General features: G+C 64.7%; 17 protein-coding genes and 1 pseudogene. 11 read left to right on the top strand and 7 right to left on the bottom strand.

The annotated features are described in order from the left end of the window. Nucleotides 1-69: 69 nt before the first annotated feature. Together CXY73_RS04095 and CXY73_RS04100 are read left to right on the top strand one after the other, a co-directional pair. Nucleotides 70-417, top strand: coding sequence for a DUF485 domain-containing protein (locus CXY73_RS04095; RefSeq protein ID WP_104176915.1), 348 nt, complete (start codon nucleotides 70-72; stop codon nucleotides 415-417). Next, nucleotides 414-2,030, top strand: coding sequence for a cation acetate symporter (locus tag CXY73_RS04100; RefSeq protein WP_104176916.1), 1,617 nt, complete (start codon nucleotides 414-416; stop codon nucleotides 2,028-2,030). The genes CXY73_RS04095 and CXY73_RS04100 overlap by 4 nt, the downstream gene beginning before the upstream one ends. 248 nt (nucleotides 2,031-2,278) lie before the next feature. Here the strand turns inward: CXY73_RS04100 and CXY73_RS04105 are convergent, their stop codons facing one another. Next, nucleotides 2,279-3,058, bottom strand: coding sequence for an SDR family NAD(P)-dependent oxidoreductase (locus CXY73_RS04105; protein WP_199185281.1), 780 nt, complete (start codon nucleotides 3,056-3,058; stop codon nucleotides 2,279-2,281). A gap of 29 nt (nucleotides 3,059-3,087) precedes the next feature. Here CXY73_RS04105 and CXY73_RS04110 point away from each other — a divergent pair, with 29 nt between their 5' ends. The 6 genes from CXY73_RS04110 to CXY73_RS04135 all read left to right on the top strand — a co-directional run bounded on the left by CXY73_RS04110 (nucleotide 3,088) and on the right by CXY73_RS04135 (nucleotide 10,183). Then, entirely contained in the window at nucleotides 3,088-4,188 is a 1,101-nt protein-coding gene (locus CXY73_RS04110) for an acyltransferase family protein (protein ID WP_233198129.1), read from the top strand. A gap of 112 nt (nucleotides 4,189-4,300) precedes the next feature. After that, nucleotides 4,301-5,632 (top strand): bifunctional o-acetylhomoserine/o-acetylserine sulfhydrylase, encoded by a 1,332-nt coding sequence (locus CXY73_RS04115; protein WP_104134536.1) that lies wholly within the window; start codon nucleotides 4,301-4,303, stop codon nucleotides 5,630-5,632. A 73-nt stretch (nucleotides 5,633-5,705) separates the two neighbouring features. Continuing rightward, nucleotides 5,706-6,908, top strand: coding sequence for a homoserine O-acetyltransferase (locus CXY73_RS04120; RefSeq protein ID WP_104176918.1), 1,203 nt, complete (start codon nucleotides 5,706-5,708; stop codon nucleotides 6,906-6,908). Nucleotides 6,909-6,980: 72 nt separating this feature from the next. Next, on the top strand, nucleotides 6,981-8,150 hold the full coding sequence (locus CXY73_RS04125) for a sensor histidine kinase (protein WP_104134538.1): 1,170 nt from the start codon (nucleotides 6,981-6,983) through the stop codon (nucleotides 8,148-8,150). Further along, a complete protein-coding gene (locus CXY73_RS04130) occupies nucleotides 8,147-9,481 on the top strand; it encodes a hypothetical protein (protein WP_104176919.1) in 1,335 nt (444 codons plus the stop codon). The genes CXY73_RS04125 and CXY73_RS04130 overlap by 4 nt, the downstream gene beginning before the upstream one ends. 45 nt (nucleotides 9,482-9,526) lie before the next feature. Next, on the top strand, nucleotides 9,527-10,183 hold the full coding sequence (locus tag CXY73_RS04135) for a response regulator transcription factor (RefSeq protein ID WP_104134540.1): 657 nt from the start codon (nucleotides 9,527-9,529) through the stop codon (nucleotides 10,181-10,183). Nucleotides 10,184-10,281: 98 nt separating this feature from the next. Here CXY73_RS04135 and CXY73_RS04140 read toward each other — a convergent pair whose 3' ends face one another. The 5 genes from CXY73_RS04140 to CXY73_RS04160 form a co-directional block, all read right to left on the bottom strand. Beyond that, a complete protein-coding gene (locus CXY73_RS04140) occupies nucleotides 10,282-11,559 on the bottom strand; it encodes an MFS transporter (RefSeq protein ID WP_104176920.1) in 1,278 nt (425 codons plus the stop codon). Nucleotides 11,560-11,715: 156 nt separating this feature from the next. Beyond that, entirely contained in the window at nucleotides 11,716-12,018 is a 303-nt protein-coding gene (locus CXY73_RS04145) for a thiamine-binding protein (RefSeq protein ID WP_104134542.1), read from the bottom strand. A 10-nt stretch (nucleotides 12,019-12,028) separates the two neighbouring features. Then, nucleotides 12,029-13,336, bottom strand: coding sequence for a hypothetical protein (locus CXY73_RS04150; RefSeq protein WP_233198130.1), 1,308 nt, complete (start codon nucleotides 13,334-13,336; stop codon nucleotides 12,029-12,031). 189 nt (nucleotides 13,337-13,525) lie between these two features. Next, on the bottom strand, nucleotides 13,526-14,401 hold the full coding sequence (locus CXY73_RS04155) for an ADP/ATP-dependent (S)-NAD(P)H-hydrate dehydratase (RefSeq protein ID WP_104134544.1): 876 nt from the start codon (nucleotides 14,399-14,401) through the stop codon (nucleotides 13,526-13,528). A 234-nt stretch (nucleotides 14,402-14,635) separates the two neighbouring features. Further along, complete coding sequence (locus tag CXY73_RS04160; protein WP_104176922.1) at nucleotides 14,636-15,025, bottom strand: VOC family protein; 390 nt, start codon at nucleotides 15,023-15,025, stop codon at nucleotides 14,636-14,638. A gap of 303 nt (nucleotides 15,026-15,328) precedes the next feature. Between CXY73_RS04160 and CXY73_RS04165 the strand changes: the two genes are divergently transcribed. From CXY73_RS04165 to CXY73_RS23430, 3 genes and pseudogenes are all read left to right on the top strand, one after another. Beyond that, on the top strand, nucleotides 15,329-16,810 hold the full coding sequence (locus CXY73_RS04165) for a leucine-rich repeat protein (protein ID WP_158254019.1): 1,482 nt from the start codon (nucleotides 15,329-15,331) through the stop codon (nucleotides 16,808-16,810). Nucleotides 16,811-17,171: 361 nt separating this feature from the next. Further along, nucleotides 17,172-17,570 carry a hypothetical protein gene (locus CXY73_RS04170; protein WP_104134547.1) on the top strand — a complete coding sequence of 133 codons (399 nt, stop codon included), beginning with the start codon at nucleotides 17,172-17,174 and terminating at the stop codon, nucleotides 17,568-17,570. Nucleotides 17,571-17,656: 86 nt separating this feature from the next. Further along, nucleotides 17,657-17,773, top strand: a pseudogene (locus CXY73_RS23430) (RES domain-containing protein); the annotation flags it as partial. 282 nt (nucleotides 17,774-18,055) lie between these two features. On the opposite strand, the gene CXY73_RS23170 reads toward CXY73_RS23430, so the two are convergent. Then, nucleotides 18,056-18,190 (bottom strand): hypothetical protein, encoded by a 135-nt coding sequence (locus CXY73_RS23170; protein ID WP_255411354.1) that lies wholly within the window; start codon nucleotides 18,188-18,190, stop codon nucleotides 18,056-18,058. Nucleotides 18,191-18,503 lie beyond the last annotated feature (313 nt).

Consider the following 18,503-nt stretch of genomic DNA (forward strand, 5'->3'; position numbering starts at 1 on the left):
TAATGCCCACCGTGCACCCCAAATTTTTCCCGAAACCCCTATTTTTCGTTCCCGAGGCAAGGAGGCCCCATGAGTGAAGCAGTGAAAGACGCCCCACCGAAGTCCATCATCGACTACGAGGCATTTGAAAAAACCCCCCGTTTTCTCGCCTTGAAGCGCGCCCGCAACAGGTTCGTCGTACCAATGGCAATCTTCTTTTTTGTCTGGTACATCGCCTACGTGCTCGCGGCCGCCTACCTGCATGACTTTATGGCGACGCCGGTCTTCGGCAGCATCAACATCGGGCTGCTCCTCGGCCTGGGTCAGTTCGTCACGACCTTCGCCATCACGATGACCTACGTGACCTTTGCCAACCGCAAGATCGACCCCCGCACTGAAGAACTTCGCCTTGAACTCGAGCGGATGGAACAGCGATGAACGCACTGCACCTCCTGGCCACCACGGTCGAAACCGATCAGAACAACCCGGTCTTGAACATCTCGATCTTTCTGGCGTTCGTCGCGGTGACCCTCATCATCGTGATTCGTTCGGGCCGCAACAACAAGTCCGCCGCCGACTACTACACCGGTGGCCGCTCGTTCACCGGACCGCAGAACGGCTTCGCCATCGCCGGCGACTACCTCTCGGCGGCGTCGTTCCTGGGCATCGTCGGCGCCATCGCGATCAGTGGTTACGACGGGTTCATGTACTCGATCGGATTCCTCGTCGCCTGGCTCGTGGCCCTGCTGCTCGTTGCAGAGCTCATGCGCAACACCGGCAAATTCACCATGGCCGATGTGCTGTCCTTCCGGTTGAGGCAGGGCCCCGTGCGCGTGGCAGCGGCCACAACCACCCTGGCCGTCTGCTTCTTCTACCTGCTCGCCCAGATGGCCGGAGCCGGCGGACTCGTCTCGCTGCTCCTCGGCATCAACGACAAGCTCGGCCAGTCGACCGTCGTCACCGTCGTCGGCGCTCTGATGATTGTCTACGTGCTGGTCGGCGGAATGAAGGGCACCACCTGGGTGCAGATCGTCAAGGCGTTCCTGCTCATCATTGGTGCGCTCGCCATGAGCATCTGGGTTCTCGCCCTCAACGGCTTCAACCTGTCTTCACTGCTCGACAGCGCGGTTGCCGAATCGGCCTTCGGCGCCGAAATCCTCGCACCGGGACTAAAGTATGGCGCTAACCCGCTCGACTTCATTTCTCTCGCCCTCGCCCTGGTACTCGGAACCGCCGGCCTGCCCCACGTGCTCATGCGCTTCTACACGGTTCCCACCGCAAAAGAAGCTCGCCGCTCGGTCGTCTGGGCGATCTGGCTCATCGGTGCGTTCTACATCTTCACTCTCGTGCTCGGCTTCGGCGCGGCCTGGCTCGTCGGTGCAGACCGGGTACTCGCCGCCCCCGGCGGAGTGAACTCGGCAGCCCCGCTGCTCGCGCTCGAACTCGGCGGTCCGCTGCTGCTCGGCTTCATCTCAGCCATCGCCTTCGCGACGATCCTGGCCGTGGTGGCCGGAATCACCATCACGGCGGCAACGAGCTTCGCACACGACATCTACGGTTCCGTCATCAAAAAGGGGAAGGGAAACCCCGACGACGAGGTCAAGGTCGCACGTCGTACCGTCATCGTGATCGGTGTTCTCGCCATCGCCGGCGGCATCGGGGTGCAGGGCCAGAACATCGCCTTCCTGGTAGCACTGGCCTTCGCCGTCGCGGCGAGCGCCAACCTGCCGACCATTCTCTACTCCCTGTTCTGGCGTGGCTTCACCACTCGCGGCGCGGTCTGGAGCATGTACGGCGGACTGTTGTCAGCCGTGCTCCTGATCGTCTTCTCACCGGTGTTCTCGGGCACGGACACCTCGATGTTCGGTGCAGGCGTCGACTTCGCGATCTTCCCGCTGAGCAACCCGGGCATCATCTCGATTCCGCTCGGGTTCTTCCTGGGCTGGCTCGGATCGGTCACCAGCACCGTCAAGGAGAGCCCGAAGCTCGCCGCCGAAATGTCGGTGCGTTCGCTCACCGGTCACGGCGCCGAGAAGGCCGTGGAGCACTAACCGCACGCAGTGACACGAACGGGCCGGCCAGGATTCGTATCCTGTCCGGCCCGTATTGCTGTGCTCACCTTCCGTCGGAGCTGTCCCTTTGTACGCTGTCGATCTCGGCGGGCTCGATCAGCGGATGGTGCGGGCCGCAGGCCCGCTCGCGTTGGCTGGTTATCGGACTCCCGCGCACCGGCGCAAGTTCCGCGAATTGGCGTAATTCCCGTGTGGCTGGAACGCTCTGGCGAGCCGGCCCGACTGGACTACTCGCGTACTTTGAGCGGGCCACGGGCGATGCGGGTCGGTGCCGCCTGGGCGACCGGCTTGATCACGATCAGGTCGAGGTTCACGTGCGCCGGGCGCTCAACGCTCGACACGATGGTCTCCGCGATGTCCTCCGCCGACAGCGGATCTGGCACGTTGTCGTAGGCCGCGAATGCCTTGTCGGCGTCACCGTTGAAGCGAACCAGACCGAACTCATCCGTTTTGACCATGCCCGGTGCGATCTCGATGACCCGAATCGGCTCGCCGGAGAGCTCGAGACGCAACACTTCGGTCATCGCGTGCGCGGCGAACTTGGCCGCGTTGTAGCCGCCGCCGCCGAGATAGGCAACGTGCCCGGCAATTGAGGTGACGGTGACGATATCGGCCGACCCCGCCCCGGAGTCGATACCGGCGCGCAGCAGCGGCAGGATGGCCGTGGTGACCCGTTTGACGGCAAGCACGTTGATCTCGAACATCCAGGCCCAGTCTTCGATGCTGCCGGCCTCGACCGTGTCGAGTCCCTTGGCGCCGCCGGCGTTGTTGACGAGGGCGTGCACCGGGCCGCTGGCGGCGAGGTAGTCACGCAGGGCGTCGACATCCGTTTGCATCGTCAGGTCCGCGGTGAAGGCATCCGCTCCTGTCTCGGTCTGCAGCGCAGCCAGGCGGTCAGCACGCCGTGCGACACCCACCACATTCCACCCGTGCTCCCGGAACAGGCGCACGGTCGCCGCTCCGATTCCCGAACTTGCTCCGGTCACAACCACTCTTCGAGTACTCATTTCTCCATTGTGGCGGGAGAATGGGTTCAATGAGCGCATTGGGCACCGCCACTACTCACCCGCAGAAGCGTCGCGTTCCCCTCTGGGACAACGCGCGCTGGATCGCGGTCACCCTCGTGGTGATGGGCCACGCGATCCTCAAACTCATCGGCGAAGCGGATGTCGCGTACGCGCTATACCTGTTCATCTACGCCTTCCACGTGCCGGTTTTCGTGGCCGTCAGCGGGTATTTCGCCAAGTCGGGTTCGCCCGACGCGCGCCAGATGCACCGGCTACTCACCGACATCATTTTTCCGTACGTCATCTTCGAGACGATCTGGACGGTGCTTCGCTGGATTCTCGGCGGCAAGTTCGTGCTGGACTATTCCACCGCGAGCTGGACCCTATGGTTTCTGCTTGCGCTGCTGGTCTGGCGCATTGCCCTGCCCTACCTCGTGGTGCTGCGCTATCCCCTCCTCATCAGCATCATCATCTCGATCGGGGCCGGCTACCTGCCGAATATCGACGGAACGTTCACCCTCTCCCGCACCCTCGGGCTGCTGCCGTTTTTCGTGTTCGGCTGGAAGCTGCGCCAATGGCTGTTGACCGACAACTGGCTCGAGCTCCGTGCTGGCCTGGTCTGGCGCTGGCGAACCGGGGCACTCGGGCTGTTCGCCCTGCTCTATCTGCTGATCGGGCTCAACATCGACACGCTGCGCACCCTGCAAGTGCGCCGCTTTCTGCTCTACGACGAGGCGTACGCGACGTTTGAGTATTCCGAGTTTTGGGCCGGCGGAATCCGTTTGGCCGTCATGCTGCTCGCTTTCGCACTCATCGTGGCGTTTCTCCTGCTGATTCCGCGGCGCACGACCTGGTTCACCGCGGGAGGCGCGGCGACGATGTATGTCTACCTACTCCACACAGTGGTGCTGTACCCGCTGCGCGAGATGGGTGTGCTCGATGGCCCACAGCCGGGTTGGGTATTGCCGGGCATGCTCGCGCTGAGCATCGCCATCTCAATCGTGCTGTCGATGTCCGTCGTACGACGGCTGTTTCGGCCCCTGGTTGAGCCGAGGGCGCGGTGGCTGTTCCGGTCGACGGCGGCCACACCGACCGGAACGATCGTGCTGCCGCAGCTCGATCGCAAGTAGCCGCCCGCACAACATGACGTTGTGTTTCGCTGCCTGTTGCACGGCCATGCGGGCCTCCTTATGATCGGGCCAGAGCGCCGGACAGTCCGCGCCGAGTGATCCGGAGGCCATCGTGACCGACAATTCTTCATCGTGGAAGTTTGAGACCAAGCAGGTTCACACCGGAGCGCACCCGGACCCGACCACCAACGCTCGGGCGACGCCGATCTACCAGACCACCTCGTATGTCTTCAACAGTGCCGAGCACGCCCAGAACCTGTTCGCGCTGGCCGAATTCGGCAACATCTACACCCGCATCCAGAACCCTACCCAGGCCGTCGTCGAGGAGCGCGTCGCCGCACTCGAGGGAGGCACAGCAGCGCTACTGTTGTCCTCCGGCCAGTCGGCATCCACTTTTGCGGTGTTGAACATCGCCCAGGCCGGCGACCACATCGTCTCGTCGAGCTCGATCTACGGTGGCACTTACAACCTGTTCAAGTACACCCTGGCTAAGCTCGGCATCGAAACCACCTTCGTCGAAGACCAGGATGACGCGGCAGAGTGGCAGCGCGCGGTTCGCCCGAACACCAAGCTGTTCTTCGCCGAAACCATCGGCAACCCGCGCATCAACGTGCTTGACATCACGCTGGTTGCCGATATCGCCCACGCCGCCGGCATCCCGCTGATCGTCGACAACACGATCGCGACGCCATACCTGATTCGCCCGTTCGAGCACGGCGCCGACATCATCGTGCACTCGGCGACGAAGTTTCTCGGCGGCCACGGCGCCATCATCGGCGGGGTGCTCGTCGACGGTGGCAAGTTCGAGTGGTCGAAGAACGTAGAGAAGTTCCCCGGCCTGACCGAACCCGACCCCTCGTACCACGGCGCGAGCTACACCAACGCGGTCGGCGATGGCATTGCCTACGTCATCAAGGCCCGCGTGCAGCTGCTGCGTGACCTTGGAAGCGCCATCGCCCCGGCGAGCGCCTGGCAGCTGATCCAGGGCATAGAGACGCTCAGCCTGCGAATCGAACGCCACGTGCAGAATGCCCAGGAAATCGCCGAGTGGCTCGACAACCACGACGACATCGCCTCGGTGAACTACGCCGGACTCCCCTCGAGCCCGTGGTACGCGGCCGCCAACAAGTTCGCGCCGCTCGGCGTCGGAGCGGTGCTGTCGTTCGAGCTCAAGGGCGGAGTCGCAGCCGGCCGGGCCCTCGTCGACAGCCTGAGTCTGTTCAGCCATCTCGCCAACATCGGCGACGTGCGTTCTCTGGTCATTCACCCGGCCTCAACCACGCACTCCCAACTGAGCCCGGAGCAGCAGCTCACAGCCGGCGTCACGCCGGGCCTGGTGCGGCTCTCGGTCGGCATCGAGAACGTCGTCGATCTGAAAGCCGACCTCGAGGCCGGCCTCGCCGCCGCTCGCGCCGTCGTCAAGCGCGACCGCGCCGACGCCTGACCCGCTTCCTTCGCCCGGGCGCACAACGTAACATGCGCCCGGGCCGTCCATTCGACCGACAGAATGGACGGGTATGGAATGGCAATCATCAGCAGACACGGTCCCGTCGAGCTTTATCACCGAAGCCCAGGCGCGCTCGGTACGTGGCAAGCCTCCGGCGACCGGCGCCTGGCGCGACGGTGACCCGGTGGGCAACCGACAGTTCGCCAATCTCGGCCGGCTGACTTTCGAGGCCGGCGGCAGCCTCCCCCGGGTACGTCTCGCCTACGAGACTTGGGGCACCCTCAACCCGGCCGGCGACAATGCCGTGCTCGTGCTGCACGCGCTCACCGGCGACAGCCACCTGGCCGGCGCCCCCGGTCCCGGCCAGGAGACCGGCGGCTGGTGGGACGGCATCGTCGGACCAGGCCTCGCCATCGACACCGACCGGTGGTTCGTCGTGGCGCCGAACATGCTCGGCGGCTGCCAGGGCAGCACCGGGCCGGCTTCGCTGGCTCCGGACGGTCTCGAGTGGGGCATCCGTTTTCCCTATCTCACCATTCGCGACCAGGTCAGCGCGCAGCGCGTTTTCAGCGACCAGCTCGGCATCGGCCGCTGGGCGGCCGTCATCGGCGGGTCAATGGGCGGCATGCACGCCCTGGAATGGGCGATCACCACCCCCGAGCGGGTCGAGCGTCTGATCCTTTTGGCCGCGCCGCCGATCACCACGGCCGATCAGATCGCCCTCAACTCGGTGCAGATCGAGGCGATTCGTACCGACCCGGCATTTCGGGGCGGTGATTACTACGATGAAGCAGATGGTGACGGACCGACGCGCGGGCTGGCCCTCGCCCGCCGTATGGCCCTGTTGAACTACCGCAGCCCAGCCGAACTCAACGCACGCTTCGACCGTGGCTGGCAGAGCGGTATTAGTCCGCTCGGCGCCAACGGCCGCTTCGCCGTAGAATCGTATCTCGACTTTCACGGGAATAAATTCACCAGGCGCTTCGATGCCAACAGCTACATCGTGCTGGTCGAAGCCATGAATTCCCACGACGTAGGCCGCGGCCGCGGCGGTGTGGCGACCGCCCTTAGCCGGGTTACCGCCCGGTCCGTTGTCGTCGGTATCGACAGTGACCGGCTGTTTCCGGTCGATGGCCAACGCACCATCGCCGCGCACCTGCCGTACAATATCGATGGCCCCACCGCTGTGGTACTGGAATCCGGGTATGGTCACGATGGCTTCCTCATTGAGAACGAAGCGATCGGCGCCCAAATACGGCGGCTGTTGGACTAGGGAAAAACTGTCTCTGGGTCCCGCCCGGTATGGTGCAGATAGACATGTTCATCTCTCACCAGACAGGCACCCATGCAACGCATTATCAAGGAGCGCGACCGGCTCCTTCGCAGAGCGGTGCAGGCGGCCGGGCTGACCGGCTCGGCCACGACGCTGGCATGCTTGTTCGTACCCGGTGGCGTTGCCGGGGACGCGCGCATTGCGGCGGTGGCGCTCATCCTGCTGCTCGCTGCCGCGCAGTACCTGCTCGGCAGCACGGGCGCCCTGCGCTGGGCGGTGCTCATTGTGCTCTGCGGGGAAGGAACGATCCTGATCGTGGGTTTCGCGAGCCACCCCGGAGTTCCTCCCAACCTGATCGAGGAAAGCGTGATCGGCATGGTGGCGACCGCGCCGATGTGCGCGATCGCGGCGGTACTGATCACGAGCGCGCGTCGGCTGCTGATGCTCGGCTCCTTCTTCGTGCTGACCGTCGCGACCGTTGCCGTCGTCACGGTAGGCGCCCCCGACCGCGTCATCCTGCTCACCCTGACGGTGGCCATGTGGTTTTCCTTCACTTTGGCTTCCTGGTGGATCGCGCAGAGCGTCCCTCGGGTGATGCACCGCATCGCCGCGATCGGGCGTGCCTACCGCGCCGAACGGCACGCCAGCGAGCTCGAGGCGCAACGCCGACAGGACGCCCGGTTGCTGCACGACACCGTACTCGCGACACTGACCCTGCTGGCCCATTCCGGGGTCGGAGTGAGCCCAGCGGCCCTGCAGAAACAGGCCGGCGACGACGCCCGACTACTGCGTCAATTGCGGCTCGGCGGCCTGCCGATGCCGAGCCGTTCCGGCGGGTATACCCTCGAACCAGCCTCGCTGCTGACCCTCGGCGACACGCTCGACGCAGTGCGTCGGCGCTTCGAGCGGATCGGTCTGACCGTCAACTGGCACGGCAGTGGGCAGGTGCAGTTGCCCAGCAACGTGCTCGATTCTTTTCTGCTCGCCCTCTCTGAGTGTCTCGAAAACGTGCGCCGCCACTCCGGGGTCGACCATGCCGACGTGACGATAACGGATGACGACGCCACCATTCGCGCGATGGTCACCGACACCGGGGTCGGCTTCGACCTTGGACAGGTCGGATCGGAACGGCTCGGCGTCGCCGAATCGGTCGTTGCCCGGCTGCGTGACGCGGGGGGCAACGCTCGTCTGTTTTCCTCGCCGGGTGCCGGAACGACGGTTGTTCTTGAGGTTCCCAAATGAGTCCACTGAGCGACACCGCACCCATTGATACCGTTCGCACGCGCGGTGTGGGTGCGCGCCTGCTGGGCGGGCCGGACGAGCGAAGCTGGCCGACATCATCCGCTGGCCAGACGACCAGGGCTGCGCTGTCGCCGCTGCGGTTTCCGCGATCGAGCCTGCGTGGTGACGGTCATTTCACCGTTTTCGGTTCTGATCAAAACGGTTTGGGCGCCCGCCACCTCGGTATCGGGATGAGCATCAGTGGGGCCGTCATCGCCGTTTTTCTGATTGCGCGGCTAGTGGTCGAGTGGGGCCAGGCCCCCACGCCCACACTGAGTATTGTGGCCTGGCTGTTACTAGCCGCAATCGCGGTCGGGGTGAACCTGGCAGTCCACGAGCTCTCCTCACGCTTGCCCATGTGGCTGTTTCTACTCGCCCTCGGCCTCTGCGCGATCGTGGTCGCCCTCGACCTGGCCGGATCCATCGGAATTCCGGGAACGGCGGCCTTTCCCACCGCTGCCCCAGCCGTTGGCGCCTTTCTGCTGACGATTGCGACCCTGAGGGAATCTCGCGATATCACCCTGGCAGCGCTCGCCCTCGGTGTCTTCATGGGCGCTGCGACCCTGTTCGAAGCCCGCAGCGACGTGCTGACGCTGGGACCAGATATTCTCGGGGTCGCCCTTGCGGTGGTACCACCGGTGGTCGGCGCGAGCATTGTGCAAGCGTTTCGGCGCATGGTCCAGCGCGAGCTCGACCTCGTGCTCGTGCAGAGCACCGTGTCCCAGCCGCGATTTGCGGTCGGCATGCTCGCCTCGGAGCAGCTGGCCCGGCTCGACCTCGATGCGGAGACCCTGCTCGACGATGTGGCCCAGGGACGGACAGCGCTTCCGTTGGCCGCGTCGACGGCCACAACCGCTGCGTCGCTCGCCACCCAGTTGCGCCTGCACCTGATCGAGGGCCGCACCGAAACCTGGCTGCACCACGCGATCACGGAGAGTGAGTTTCTAGGCCCCGTCGTTGCCCTGAGCGACCCGACCGGGCTCGCCGGGCTGTTGTCGCCGACCCAACGCGAAGGGCTGCTCCTGACGATTTGGCTGCTGATCGGGGATACCCAGCGATCGGGGGCATCCGTTTCACTGCGGTTCGGACCGATTGCCCCCACACATGGGGTGGGGCTGCATCACCAGGTGCGTTTTCCGATGAAATTAACCACAACTGGGGTATCGCGGCGGCGTGTCGATCCCGAAACCTGGCAGGCGATTTCTGCGCTTGGTCCACACGTGGACTCCAATCGGGCCGGAAGCTTACGCGTAGACATCGAGTGCAGTGTGGACAATCCAGCTGATGCCTAGTATTGGGGATATAGACGATAAGGTGCACACAGTAGGAGGCAACACATGACGACGACACCCCGTCCCATCCGCTTGGCCCTTGTCGACGACCACAGGATGCTCTTGGGGGCGCTCACCGAGTGGATTCGAAGCGCCGCTGACGACATCGAGATGGTCGCGGCGGTGACAACCTGGCCCGAGTTGCTGACCCACCGCGAGTTTCCGGTGGACGTCGTGCTGCTCGACCTCGATCTCAAGGACAACATTCCGGTGTCCCTGAAGATTTCTACGCTCAAGACGACCGGAGTGAAGACGGTGCTCATGAGCACCTACTCCGAGCCGGCTCTCGTGCGCGAAGCCCTCGCCGCCGGCGCCCTTGGCTACCTCGTGAAGAGCGAGGAAGCGAGCATGATTGTCGATGCCATTCGTGCCGCTTACAACGGCAAGTCCTACATCTCCGCGGAGCTCGACTACGCGCTCAACTCGACTGAGAACGTCGAAGGTCCCCGCCTCAGCGCCCAGGAACGCCGCGTCATGGCGCTCTACGGCGCTGGTGAGCCGGTGAAGGCCGTCGCCTACCAACTCGGCATCTCCGAGGAGACCGCCAAGAGCTACCTGAAGCGCATTCGCGAGAAGTACCGCTTAGCCGGATACGACGTGGGTACCAAGGTCGCGCTGCGCAAACGCGCCATCCACGACGGCATCCTGCTGCAAACGGACTGACCTTCGTGTTGCCGACCGGCCCCATTTTTCGTAATGCGGGCCGGTTCGTTCGTTAACGCGGCTTCGATTAAGTGGATGCCGACGGGCACGCGCCGACATTAGCCCTTGCGAACGACGGGGATCAGCTGCGTGCCGTAGGGCACGTGCTGGCCGCGCAAGCGGCGCCGACGGTCGATGATGAAGGTGAGCAGGGTCAGCAGCACGCCGAGCGCGCTCAGGGCAACGCCGATCCAGACCGGGGCGAGGTAGCCGAGTCCAGCGGCGATAGCCACGCCACCGAGGGCCGCGCCGAGGGCGTTACCGACGTTGAGCGAGGAATGGTTGAGAGCCGCCGCGAGCGACTGGCTTTCGCGCGCGACGTCCATCAGTCGGGCTTGAATGGTCGGCGAGAGAGCGGATGCCGCTGCACCGATAAAGAACATGCCGATCACCAAACCGACGAGCGACTGCGCCGACAGGCCGAGTGTGACGAGCGCCGCGATGAGCACGCCGAACGAGATGTACATGGTGCGGCGCACGCTCCAGTCGGCCAGCGCTCCCCCGGCGAAGTTGCCGGCCGTCATGCCGAGGCCGACAACAACGAGAATGAGCGGTACCGTTGCGGCAGTGAGCCCGGTGATTTCGATCACCAGCGGGGCGACATAGGTGTAGACCGCGAACAGGCCGCCGAAGCCGATCGCACCGATCGAGAGCGTGATCCAGACCTGCAATTGGCTGAATGCTCGCAGCTCGGCGCGCATGGTGGCCTTGGGGTTGCCAGCCTGGAACGGCACGAACATGGCGACGGCCACGAAGGTGAGCGCGAAGATCGCGGCGACGACGAGGTAGGCGATACGCCATCCGCTCACCTGACCGATCCAGGTGATCGTGGGCACCCCGATGACGTTGGAGATGGTCAGACCGGAGAGCACGATGGCGATGCCACGCGCCCGTTTACCCGGACCCATCAGGCGGGCGGCGACAAGCGAGGCGATGCCGAAGTAGGCACCGTGCGGCAGCCCGGCTACGAAGCGGGCAACTAGAACGGTCTCAAAGGTCGGCAGCAGGGCCGAGGCGATCGTGCCGAGCGTGAACGCGGTCAGCAGGGCCAACAGTAGTTGTTTGCGCGGCCAGCGGGCCGCAGCGGTCGCGATCGTAGGCGCTCCGACGACGACTCCGAGGGCGTAAGCCGAAATCAGCCAGCCGACCTGTGCGTTGGCGGCATCCGGCGCCGCGGCATAGAGACCTGGCAGTAGGTCGGCGGCCAGGTTCGGCAGCAGACCCATGGCAACGAATTCCGTCGCGCCGATGCCGAACCCGCCCAGGGCAAGGGCGAGCAAGGCAAGACGAATACGGGTCGACGACAGCTGCGTCGACCCGTCAGGAGTGAGGGGCATGCAACAAGCCTAAGCCCCGGCCCGCTCGCACGGGTGATTCCGGTCTCACGAGGATATCGCTGGTGGCGTGACTCTCACAGGTGTCCCTACCCCGTCGTGCGCACGAGATGCCACCTCGAGTGTGATCGAGCGGGCTAACGGCACCTTGCGTGCGGATCAGGCATTAAGAGCGGTCTCCAGACGCTCGACTTTGCCGGTCAGTTCGCCGGCGTGGCCGGGGCGGATGTCTGCCTTCAGCACGAGGGAAACGCGCGGGCCGAAGGCGCCCACCGCCTCGGTCGCTGCCTTGATCACGGCGAAAACTTCATCCCAGTCACCCTCGATGGTGGTGAACATGGAGTCGGTGTGATTGGGCAGTCCAGATTCGCGGACGATGCGCACTGCGGCGGCAACCGCATCGTGCACGGACCCCTGCGAGTCGGCGGCGACGGACGGTGCGACAGAGAATGCTACGAGCATGATGGGCTCCCTAGGTGAGTGATTTCATGGTGAGTGATTTCTCGGTGAGTGGTCTCTCGGTGAAACGGTCGCGAGCGGGCTGGCCTGACCTGCCCAGCCGGTGCAGCGTGAAGAGCGCCCAGCCGAGCAGCACGAATTCGAGCAGGTTGCGCATGGTCAGCACGAGAATCATGAGGGGATGGGCCACCAGCAGCCAGTCGTACAGGTACGGGTACACCAGCTGGGTGAGGGCGGCGAGCGCGAGCCCGAGCAGCGCCGCCGTGCGCCAGCCGCGCTCGTTCAGCACGAGCCCGAGAATGATCGGTGCGGCAAGCCAACTGATGAACTGCGGCGACCCCACCTTATTGACAGCGATGAGGGTCACGGTGAGGGCGAGGGTCAGCGGCGGAAAGACCGCCAACCAGCCGACTCCCCGGCGTTGGGCCCGCACTCCCAGCAGCAGCACTGTGGCGGCGGCGAGCGCGAGCAGCGGAGTCATCGCGGCGCTTGCGGCGGCGGTGCCAGCGCCGGCGACCTGAAAGGTGAGAATTTGCTGGTCGTAGTAGATGAAGCTGCCGGGCACATTGAGTACGGCCTGCCACAGCCACGGCACAGCGATGGGCGATTCGATCTGGATCCCCCGACCCGCCTGCTCGCCCACGAAACTCAGCACGTGGAGGCTACTGCCTCGGCTGAGGCTGAGCGCCCCGGCCACGGCGACGACCGCCGCAGTAACGACGGCCGCAACCCCGAGCATCCGCCAACGCAGTTTGGACGCCACGAATAGGGCGGCGAGGGCGGCAACCGGCCAGATCTTGATCCAGGTCGCAATGGTCAGCAGCACGGTGCCCCAGAGCGGACGGCGTCGCAGCCACAGCAGGGCGACGATGCCGAGCGGCACCGTGACCGCATCGATGCGCAGGAGCGCAATGGGGCCGAGCAGGGCCAGAAAGATGAGCCACCACCACGCCGCGGGCCGATGCGAGCGCACGAGCACGAAAAATGCTCCGGCGTTCATTCCGGTCGCGAGTACGAACCAGGTACCGAGATAGGCCGGGCCGTCGAGGGCGAGCGCGCCGACGATGGGTACGAGCGCAAGCAGCGGGTAGACGAAATTCTCAGTGATGCCTGCGATATTGCCGGCCATGGCGTTCTCGGCCCAGCGCCGGTAAACCACTTCGACATCACCGAGCGGATACCCCGGCCCGAACAAGGCCAGAGTGATCAGCAGTAGATGCACGAGCACGAACGTCGACCACAGCGCGGCGAGCGAATGCCGCAGCACCGGCCACGCAGGCCACGCGTCGGTTGCCCTGTGGGGCTCGTCGTAAATTCGCACGCTTTACCTTTGCACAGCCGGAGGGCGCGCCGCGCCGCGCGGGCCGCCTACCGGGGAGTTTGTCGCCCGCCTTCGCCTCTGGCGCGCCGCGTTCAGTCTGCGGAGTGGTCGCCAACCCGCGGCATGGTCGCCGCAGCAAGCGGCTCGGTCGCCGCGCGGGCACCTCGGTCGTAGCGCGCTGCGCCAGCGCTATGAGGTGGAGCGAGCCCCTGGCGCGATGCCGGAGTCGAGAAAGGCTGCGACGGCCCGCGGCACGGCGTCGGCCACGTCGAGGGCTGCAATCGGACCCCCGGCGGAGGCTAGGTTCGCGGCTTCCGCGTGCAGGAGCGCTGCGGTGGCGGCGAGCGGAGCGAGGGAGGCGGCATCCGCTTCGAGTTGGTCAAAATGGGTCGCCAGCAGCGCCCCGAGAATTCCGCCGAGCACGTCACCGGACCCGGCCGTGGCGAGCCAGGCCGGCCCGGTCGACACGGTCAGACGGGCGCCCGCCGGAGAGGCAATGTGGGTGACGGCGCCCTTCAGCAGCACCGTCACGTCGAACAGTCGCGCGGCGCGAATGGCCCACTCCCCCGGATTGGCAGCGATCTGCGAGGCCGAGCCCGGCTTGGCCTCGTCCGCGAGCATCGCCGCCAGTTCGCCGGCGTGCGGGGTGATCACGGTCGGCCCGATCGCGCGCGACACCAGGTCGAGGGCGCCAGCATCGATCACGGTGGGCAAGCCCTCGGCGAGGGCTTGTTCGAGGGCGGTGGTGACGGCATCCGTTCTCGTTGACGCGTTAATGCCGGAGCCGAGCAGCCACGCCTGGACCCGACCGGGCACGGTCACGATCTCGGGGCGGCGCGCGAGCACGAGGTCTTGGGCGCGGCGCGGTCCGAGGTAGCGCACCATACCGAGGCCGGTGCGCACGGCCGCATCGACGCCGAGCACCGCGGCTCCCGGGTAGTCCTTGGAGCCGGTGCGCACGCCGAGAACGCCGCGCGAGTACTTATCGTCACCGGCCTGGGGCCGATAGATCCAGTCGCGGGCCTGTTCGGCCTCCCATTCGAGCCAGCCGCGCGGTTTCACCATGCACCAACGATAGGTCGTTTTGGTTTAGCACAATCACATCAGCGGATGCGGCGAGCAGTTGCCTTCCCAGCAGATCTGGTCGGTGGGGCGGCCGGGGACTCCATGGCCGGTCGATTCTTCGCCAGCGCGCCCGAAACGGGCACGCGCTACGGTAACCGGCGTAGCGCGTGCCCGTTTCGGGCGCGGTCATCCGCTCGTGTGGCCGCGCCACGGCTGATTCAGGTCACGGCCAGGTCAGTCTTGGACGGTTGAATTCGCGGAGTCCTCGCGCTCCCGACGCGGGTGGCTACCGCAAGAGACGGTATGCGACACCCAGAGGATATTGCCCTCGGTGTCCTTGAACCAAGCCGCACGATCTTCGTTGGTCGTCGCGATGCCGTTCTCGGTCTTCAATCCCGGAAAATAGAATTCCTCGGCGGTGACGCCCCGACCGCGCAGCACGACGACCTCGGCTTCGATATCGTCGGTGTCGAAACCGATCGCGATGTTCGCCGCGGTACCGGCATTTTCGGTTTCGTACATCATGATGGCGGCGCCTTTCGGGGTGCGGTAGAGCAGCCCCTCCACGCGTTCCTCATCGGATTCCATTCCGACCACGGCCGTGTCGGCGCCTTGGCGAGGCACGAGTGGCTCGCCGATCGAGGCGCGAGCTTGCGAGCGATCGAGATCCCTCCGTCACAGGTCGATCGCTCATACCTCGCGCCTCGACCAGCGCGGGCCTCGCGCCTCGGGCGGGCGCATCCGCTGATCAGGTGCACAAAATATAATAATCCATCAGAGTAGTGCCACAACAGAAATCCCAGTAGTGCAAAAGTGGGCAAGTGGGTGGCACCCGAAGTAGGGTCAAAAGTCGGCGTGTGCCGAAACCCTGTGACGACGATGCCCACTGGTGGTCGAGTCGGCATGGTCCCCTACTTGGAGGTCGCAGTGTCTGTAGCTTTTTCTTTTTCGCAAGGGGTATCGAAGCGGGTGGTGGCGGCATCCGTTGTCGGCCTGCTCGTCGCCAGCTCGGTCGCGCTGATCGCCGCTCCGGCGCAGGCCGCAACGACGGGATTCACCGCCGCAAACGGCATCGTCTACGGTGCAAGCGCTGACGACCTAACGATTACCGCCATTGACTACACCGGGTCGGAAAAGATCGTTGTGATTCCCGACACGGTCGAAGAAACAGGCACGACGTACACGGTCACCGCCATCAAGGACCATGCCTTTGACCGGATGGCCCTCACCGAGGTCACCATTGGCCAGAACGTGGTCACCATTGGCGAGGGGGCCTTCGAGGAGAATTCCTTGACCGGGATCATCATTCCGGCGTTCGTGACGACCATCGACGCCTACGCGTTCAGCAACAGCGGTGAGTTTTCGTCAATCGACATTCCAGCGTCCGTGACATTCATCGGGTCAGAAGCTTTCACTGGGAATGGTCTGAGCACGATCACCCTGCATGAGGGGCTCATCGAAATTGCCGCTTGGGCCTTCGACAGCAACCCGATGACGGCGATCACCATTCCAGCCTCGGTGGAGACTATCGGCGAGAACATCTTCTGGGATGGCCACGTCGTAGCGGTGACTTTCGCTGGCGCAGCGCCGACACTTTTTGGCACTGACAACGGCAATCCGTCGCTGGGCACCACTGAGGGCTTGAAGGTGCACTACCTGTCGAAGTTCGGCGTTGACGGAGGGTTTACGACGCCGACATGGATGGGCTACACCACTGTGATCGACCCGATCGTGTCGTTTGACGTCACCGGGCACGACGCGATTGCTGAGCAGCGCTTGGTTGCTGGCCAGCTGGCCGTGGCTCCTACTGTTACGGACGCAGAATTCGATGGCTGGTTCACCACGGCAGACTTCACGACGGCGTTTGATTTTTCGGTCGCCCCGACCGACGATGTGACCGTGTTCGCGAAGTGGCCCCTGACTGATGTGGTTGCGCCTTCGTCGCCGACCCTGTCGCTTGACCTTGGCCTGGCCGTTGGCGACGTCGTCGCCGGCGCTCCGGTAACCGTGTCGGGCGCCGGACTGGCCGTCGGCTCGGACTACACCGTCATTCTGCGCTCCACCCCGGTACTGCTCGCTGGCGGAACGATCGACGCCTCCGGAGCGTTCACCGCTAGCGCGATTCTGCCGACCGGACTGGCGGCCGGACAGCACACCGTAACCCTGACGGGCACAGCCGCTGACGGCTCGGTCATCTCTCGCGTCGCCTACCTCACGGTCAGCGCAACCGGGACGGTCACCTACCTCTCTTACACCGCAGCGAATGCCGCCACGACCGTCACCGCCGCTTCCGCCACCACGGCACTCGCGACAACCGGATTCACGGCCGCGCCCCTCGGCTTCGCCGTCCTACTGCTGCTCATAGCCGGAGCCGCGCTCGTCGCCGCCCGACGTCGGAATGTTGCGTAAGGCATCCACTTGAGACGGCCGTCACCACGCGAATCACGCGGGTGGCGGCCGTCTTGTGCGTACTCGGCACGCTCGGGCCACTCGCCGATCGAGGCGCGAGCTTGCGAGCGATCGAGATCCCAGAGTTGACAGGTCTCTGTAATGGTTATTGGCTGGTCGATCGCCCGTGCCTCGCGCCTTGACCAGCGGAGGGGCCTTGCGCCGCGACCAGCGGTAGGCGGCGGCATCGTCGGAGCTGCGGCATCCACTCTGATCTTCTCGGAAAATGACAGACGTCGATGCCGAGATTGGGTGCGATTAGCTGTGCGATAACTTGCGTTAAAAGATCAGTGATTTCGCACTTCGAGGTTAGACTGACTGCATGGCAACCCCGATTGTAACCGCCCAGAAGCCGGGCCTTCGCGCATACGAAGAAGCGGTTAGATCCACCCTGCCTGAGCTAGTCGTGAAGCTGCGCGACATCCTGGGCGTGCGCCTCGTTGCGTACATCGGCAATGTGAAATCGACGCGGCCTGTTACTGACTGGGCTTCCGGAGTTCGCGGACCCGGCGCCACCGACGCTGACCGTCTTCGGCTGGCGTTTCAAATCGCGCTCCTCCTGCGAGAGCGCAATGAGGCAGTCACCGTGCAGTCCTGGTTCAAGGGGATGAATCCCACGCTGAATGATGTATCTCCGGCACGCATGCTCCGCGAGGGCGCCCCCGACGAAGTGGGCCAGGAAGTGATGGCTGCCGCCAAGGCATTCGCGTTCATCGGATGACCCCGCCCGCCATAAAGATTCTGACCAACCCTAGTCGGGTGTGGCGTATCGGCTTCAAGCCAGACCCATAGGCGTGGACCGACTGGGCTCACGCTACCGATGAGGGGCGCTTCAACGGTCGGTGGGACGACCAATTGGCCGACTTTCGCACGCTCTACACCGGCGAGACCCTGCTGGCCTGCCTCCTGGAGGTACTCGCCTAATTCCGCTCGGATCCGACTACCGTTAGTGAGCTCGACGAGATCGACGATCCGGATGCTCAGATTGCGTTGTATCCCGACGCGCCCGCCGGAACGGTCGGACATGGGCTGCTTGAGGAGCGCATCGCTGGAAGTGCAGATCAGAGTGGCCACTATTGCTTCGTTACGCACTCGTCCAGCATCGCCGCTATCCGGGCAGAATTCTCGTTAACGAAATCCGCCCTGTCGCCTCTGGATCTCGACGCCGCCCCTCTCAAGAACAGCAGCGCCCGAGCCCTCACCCGATCAGTTGCCCGCTGGCTCTATGAGCTCCGCGACATCACCAATGACGACCTGGTCGACGGTGTCGAGTTCCGCTCCCGCTTCGGCGACGAGCTCCTCGAACGTGGCGCGAAAGTACTTCGCGCAGAGTGTGCTCACGCAGGCGCATTCGTAGGCGTAGCCGTGGGCCACTTCCTCCGTCGACAGCTCGCACTGTTCTTAGTGAAGGCCGGGGTGAACCCGCTGCCGTGAACTTATGGGGGGCGAAGCGCTCGCCGATCGAGACGCGAGCTTGCGAGCGATCGAGATCCCTCCGGGAGCAAAAAAGCGCGCGCCGCAACTGAAAACCCAACCCAGTAGTTCGCAACGAAATCCCAGTACCATCCACTGAGGGCAAATGGGTAGCACCCGAAGTAGGGTCAAGATTCGGCGTGTGCCGAAACCCTGTGACGACGACGCCCACCGGTGGTCG

The sequence above is a fragment of the Cryobacterium sp. Y50 genome (assembly GCF_002929805.1).
Classification (GTDB): Bacteria; Actinomycetota; Actinomycetes; order Actinomycetales; family Microbacteriaceae; genus Cryobacterium.

Bases quoted from the DNA above. Each gene is read 5' to 3' on its own strand.
- CXY73_RS04155 (WP_104134544.1), bottom strand. From the start codon at position 14,401: ATGGTGAAACCGCGCGGCTGGCTCGAATGGGAGGCCGAACAGGCCCGC.
- CXY73_RS04130 (WP_104176919.1), top strand. From the start codon at position 8,147: ATGAGTCCACTGAGCGACACCGCACCCATTGATACCGTTCGCACGCGC.
- CXY73_RS04170 (WP_104134547.1), top strand. From the start codon at position 17,172: ATGGCAACCCCGATTGTAACCGCCCAGAAGCCGGGCCTTCGCGCATAC.
- CXY73_RS04135 (WP_104134540.1), top strand. From the start codon at position 9,527: ATGACGACGACACCCCGTCCCATCCGCTTGGCCCTTGTCGACGACCAC.
- CXY73_RS04095 (WP_104176915.1), top strand. From the start codon at position 70: ATGAGTGAAGCAGTGAAAGACGCCCCACCGAAGTCCATCATCGACTAC.
- CXY73_RS04110 (WP_233198129.1), top strand. From the start codon at position 3,088: ATGAGCGCATTGGGCACCGCCACTACTCACCCGCAGAAGCGTCGCGTT.
- CXY73_RS04145 (WP_104134542.1), bottom strand. From the start codon at position 12,018: ATGCTCGTAGCATTCTCTGTCGCACCGTCCGTCGCCGCCGACTCGCAG.
- CXY73_RS04120 (WP_104176918.1), top strand. From the start codon at position 5,706: ATGGAATGGCAATCATCAGCAGACACGGTCCCGTCGAGCTTTATCACC.
- CXY73_RS04140 (WP_104176920.1), bottom strand. From the start codon at position 11,559: ATGCCCCTCACTCCTGACGGGTCGACGCAGCTGTCGTCGACCCGTATT.
- CXY73_RS04125 (WP_104134538.1), top strand. From the start codon at position 6,981: ATGCAACGCATTATCAAGGAGCGCGACCGGCTCCTTCGCAGAGCGGTG.
- CXY73_RS04100 (WP_104176916.1), top strand. From the start codon at position 414: ATGAACGCACTGCACCTCCTGGCCACCACGGTCGAAACCGATCAGAAC.
- CXY73_RS04105 (WP_199185281.1), bottom strand. From the start codon at position 3,058: ATGAGTACTCGAAGAGTGGTTGTGACCGGAGCAAGTTCGGGAATCGGA.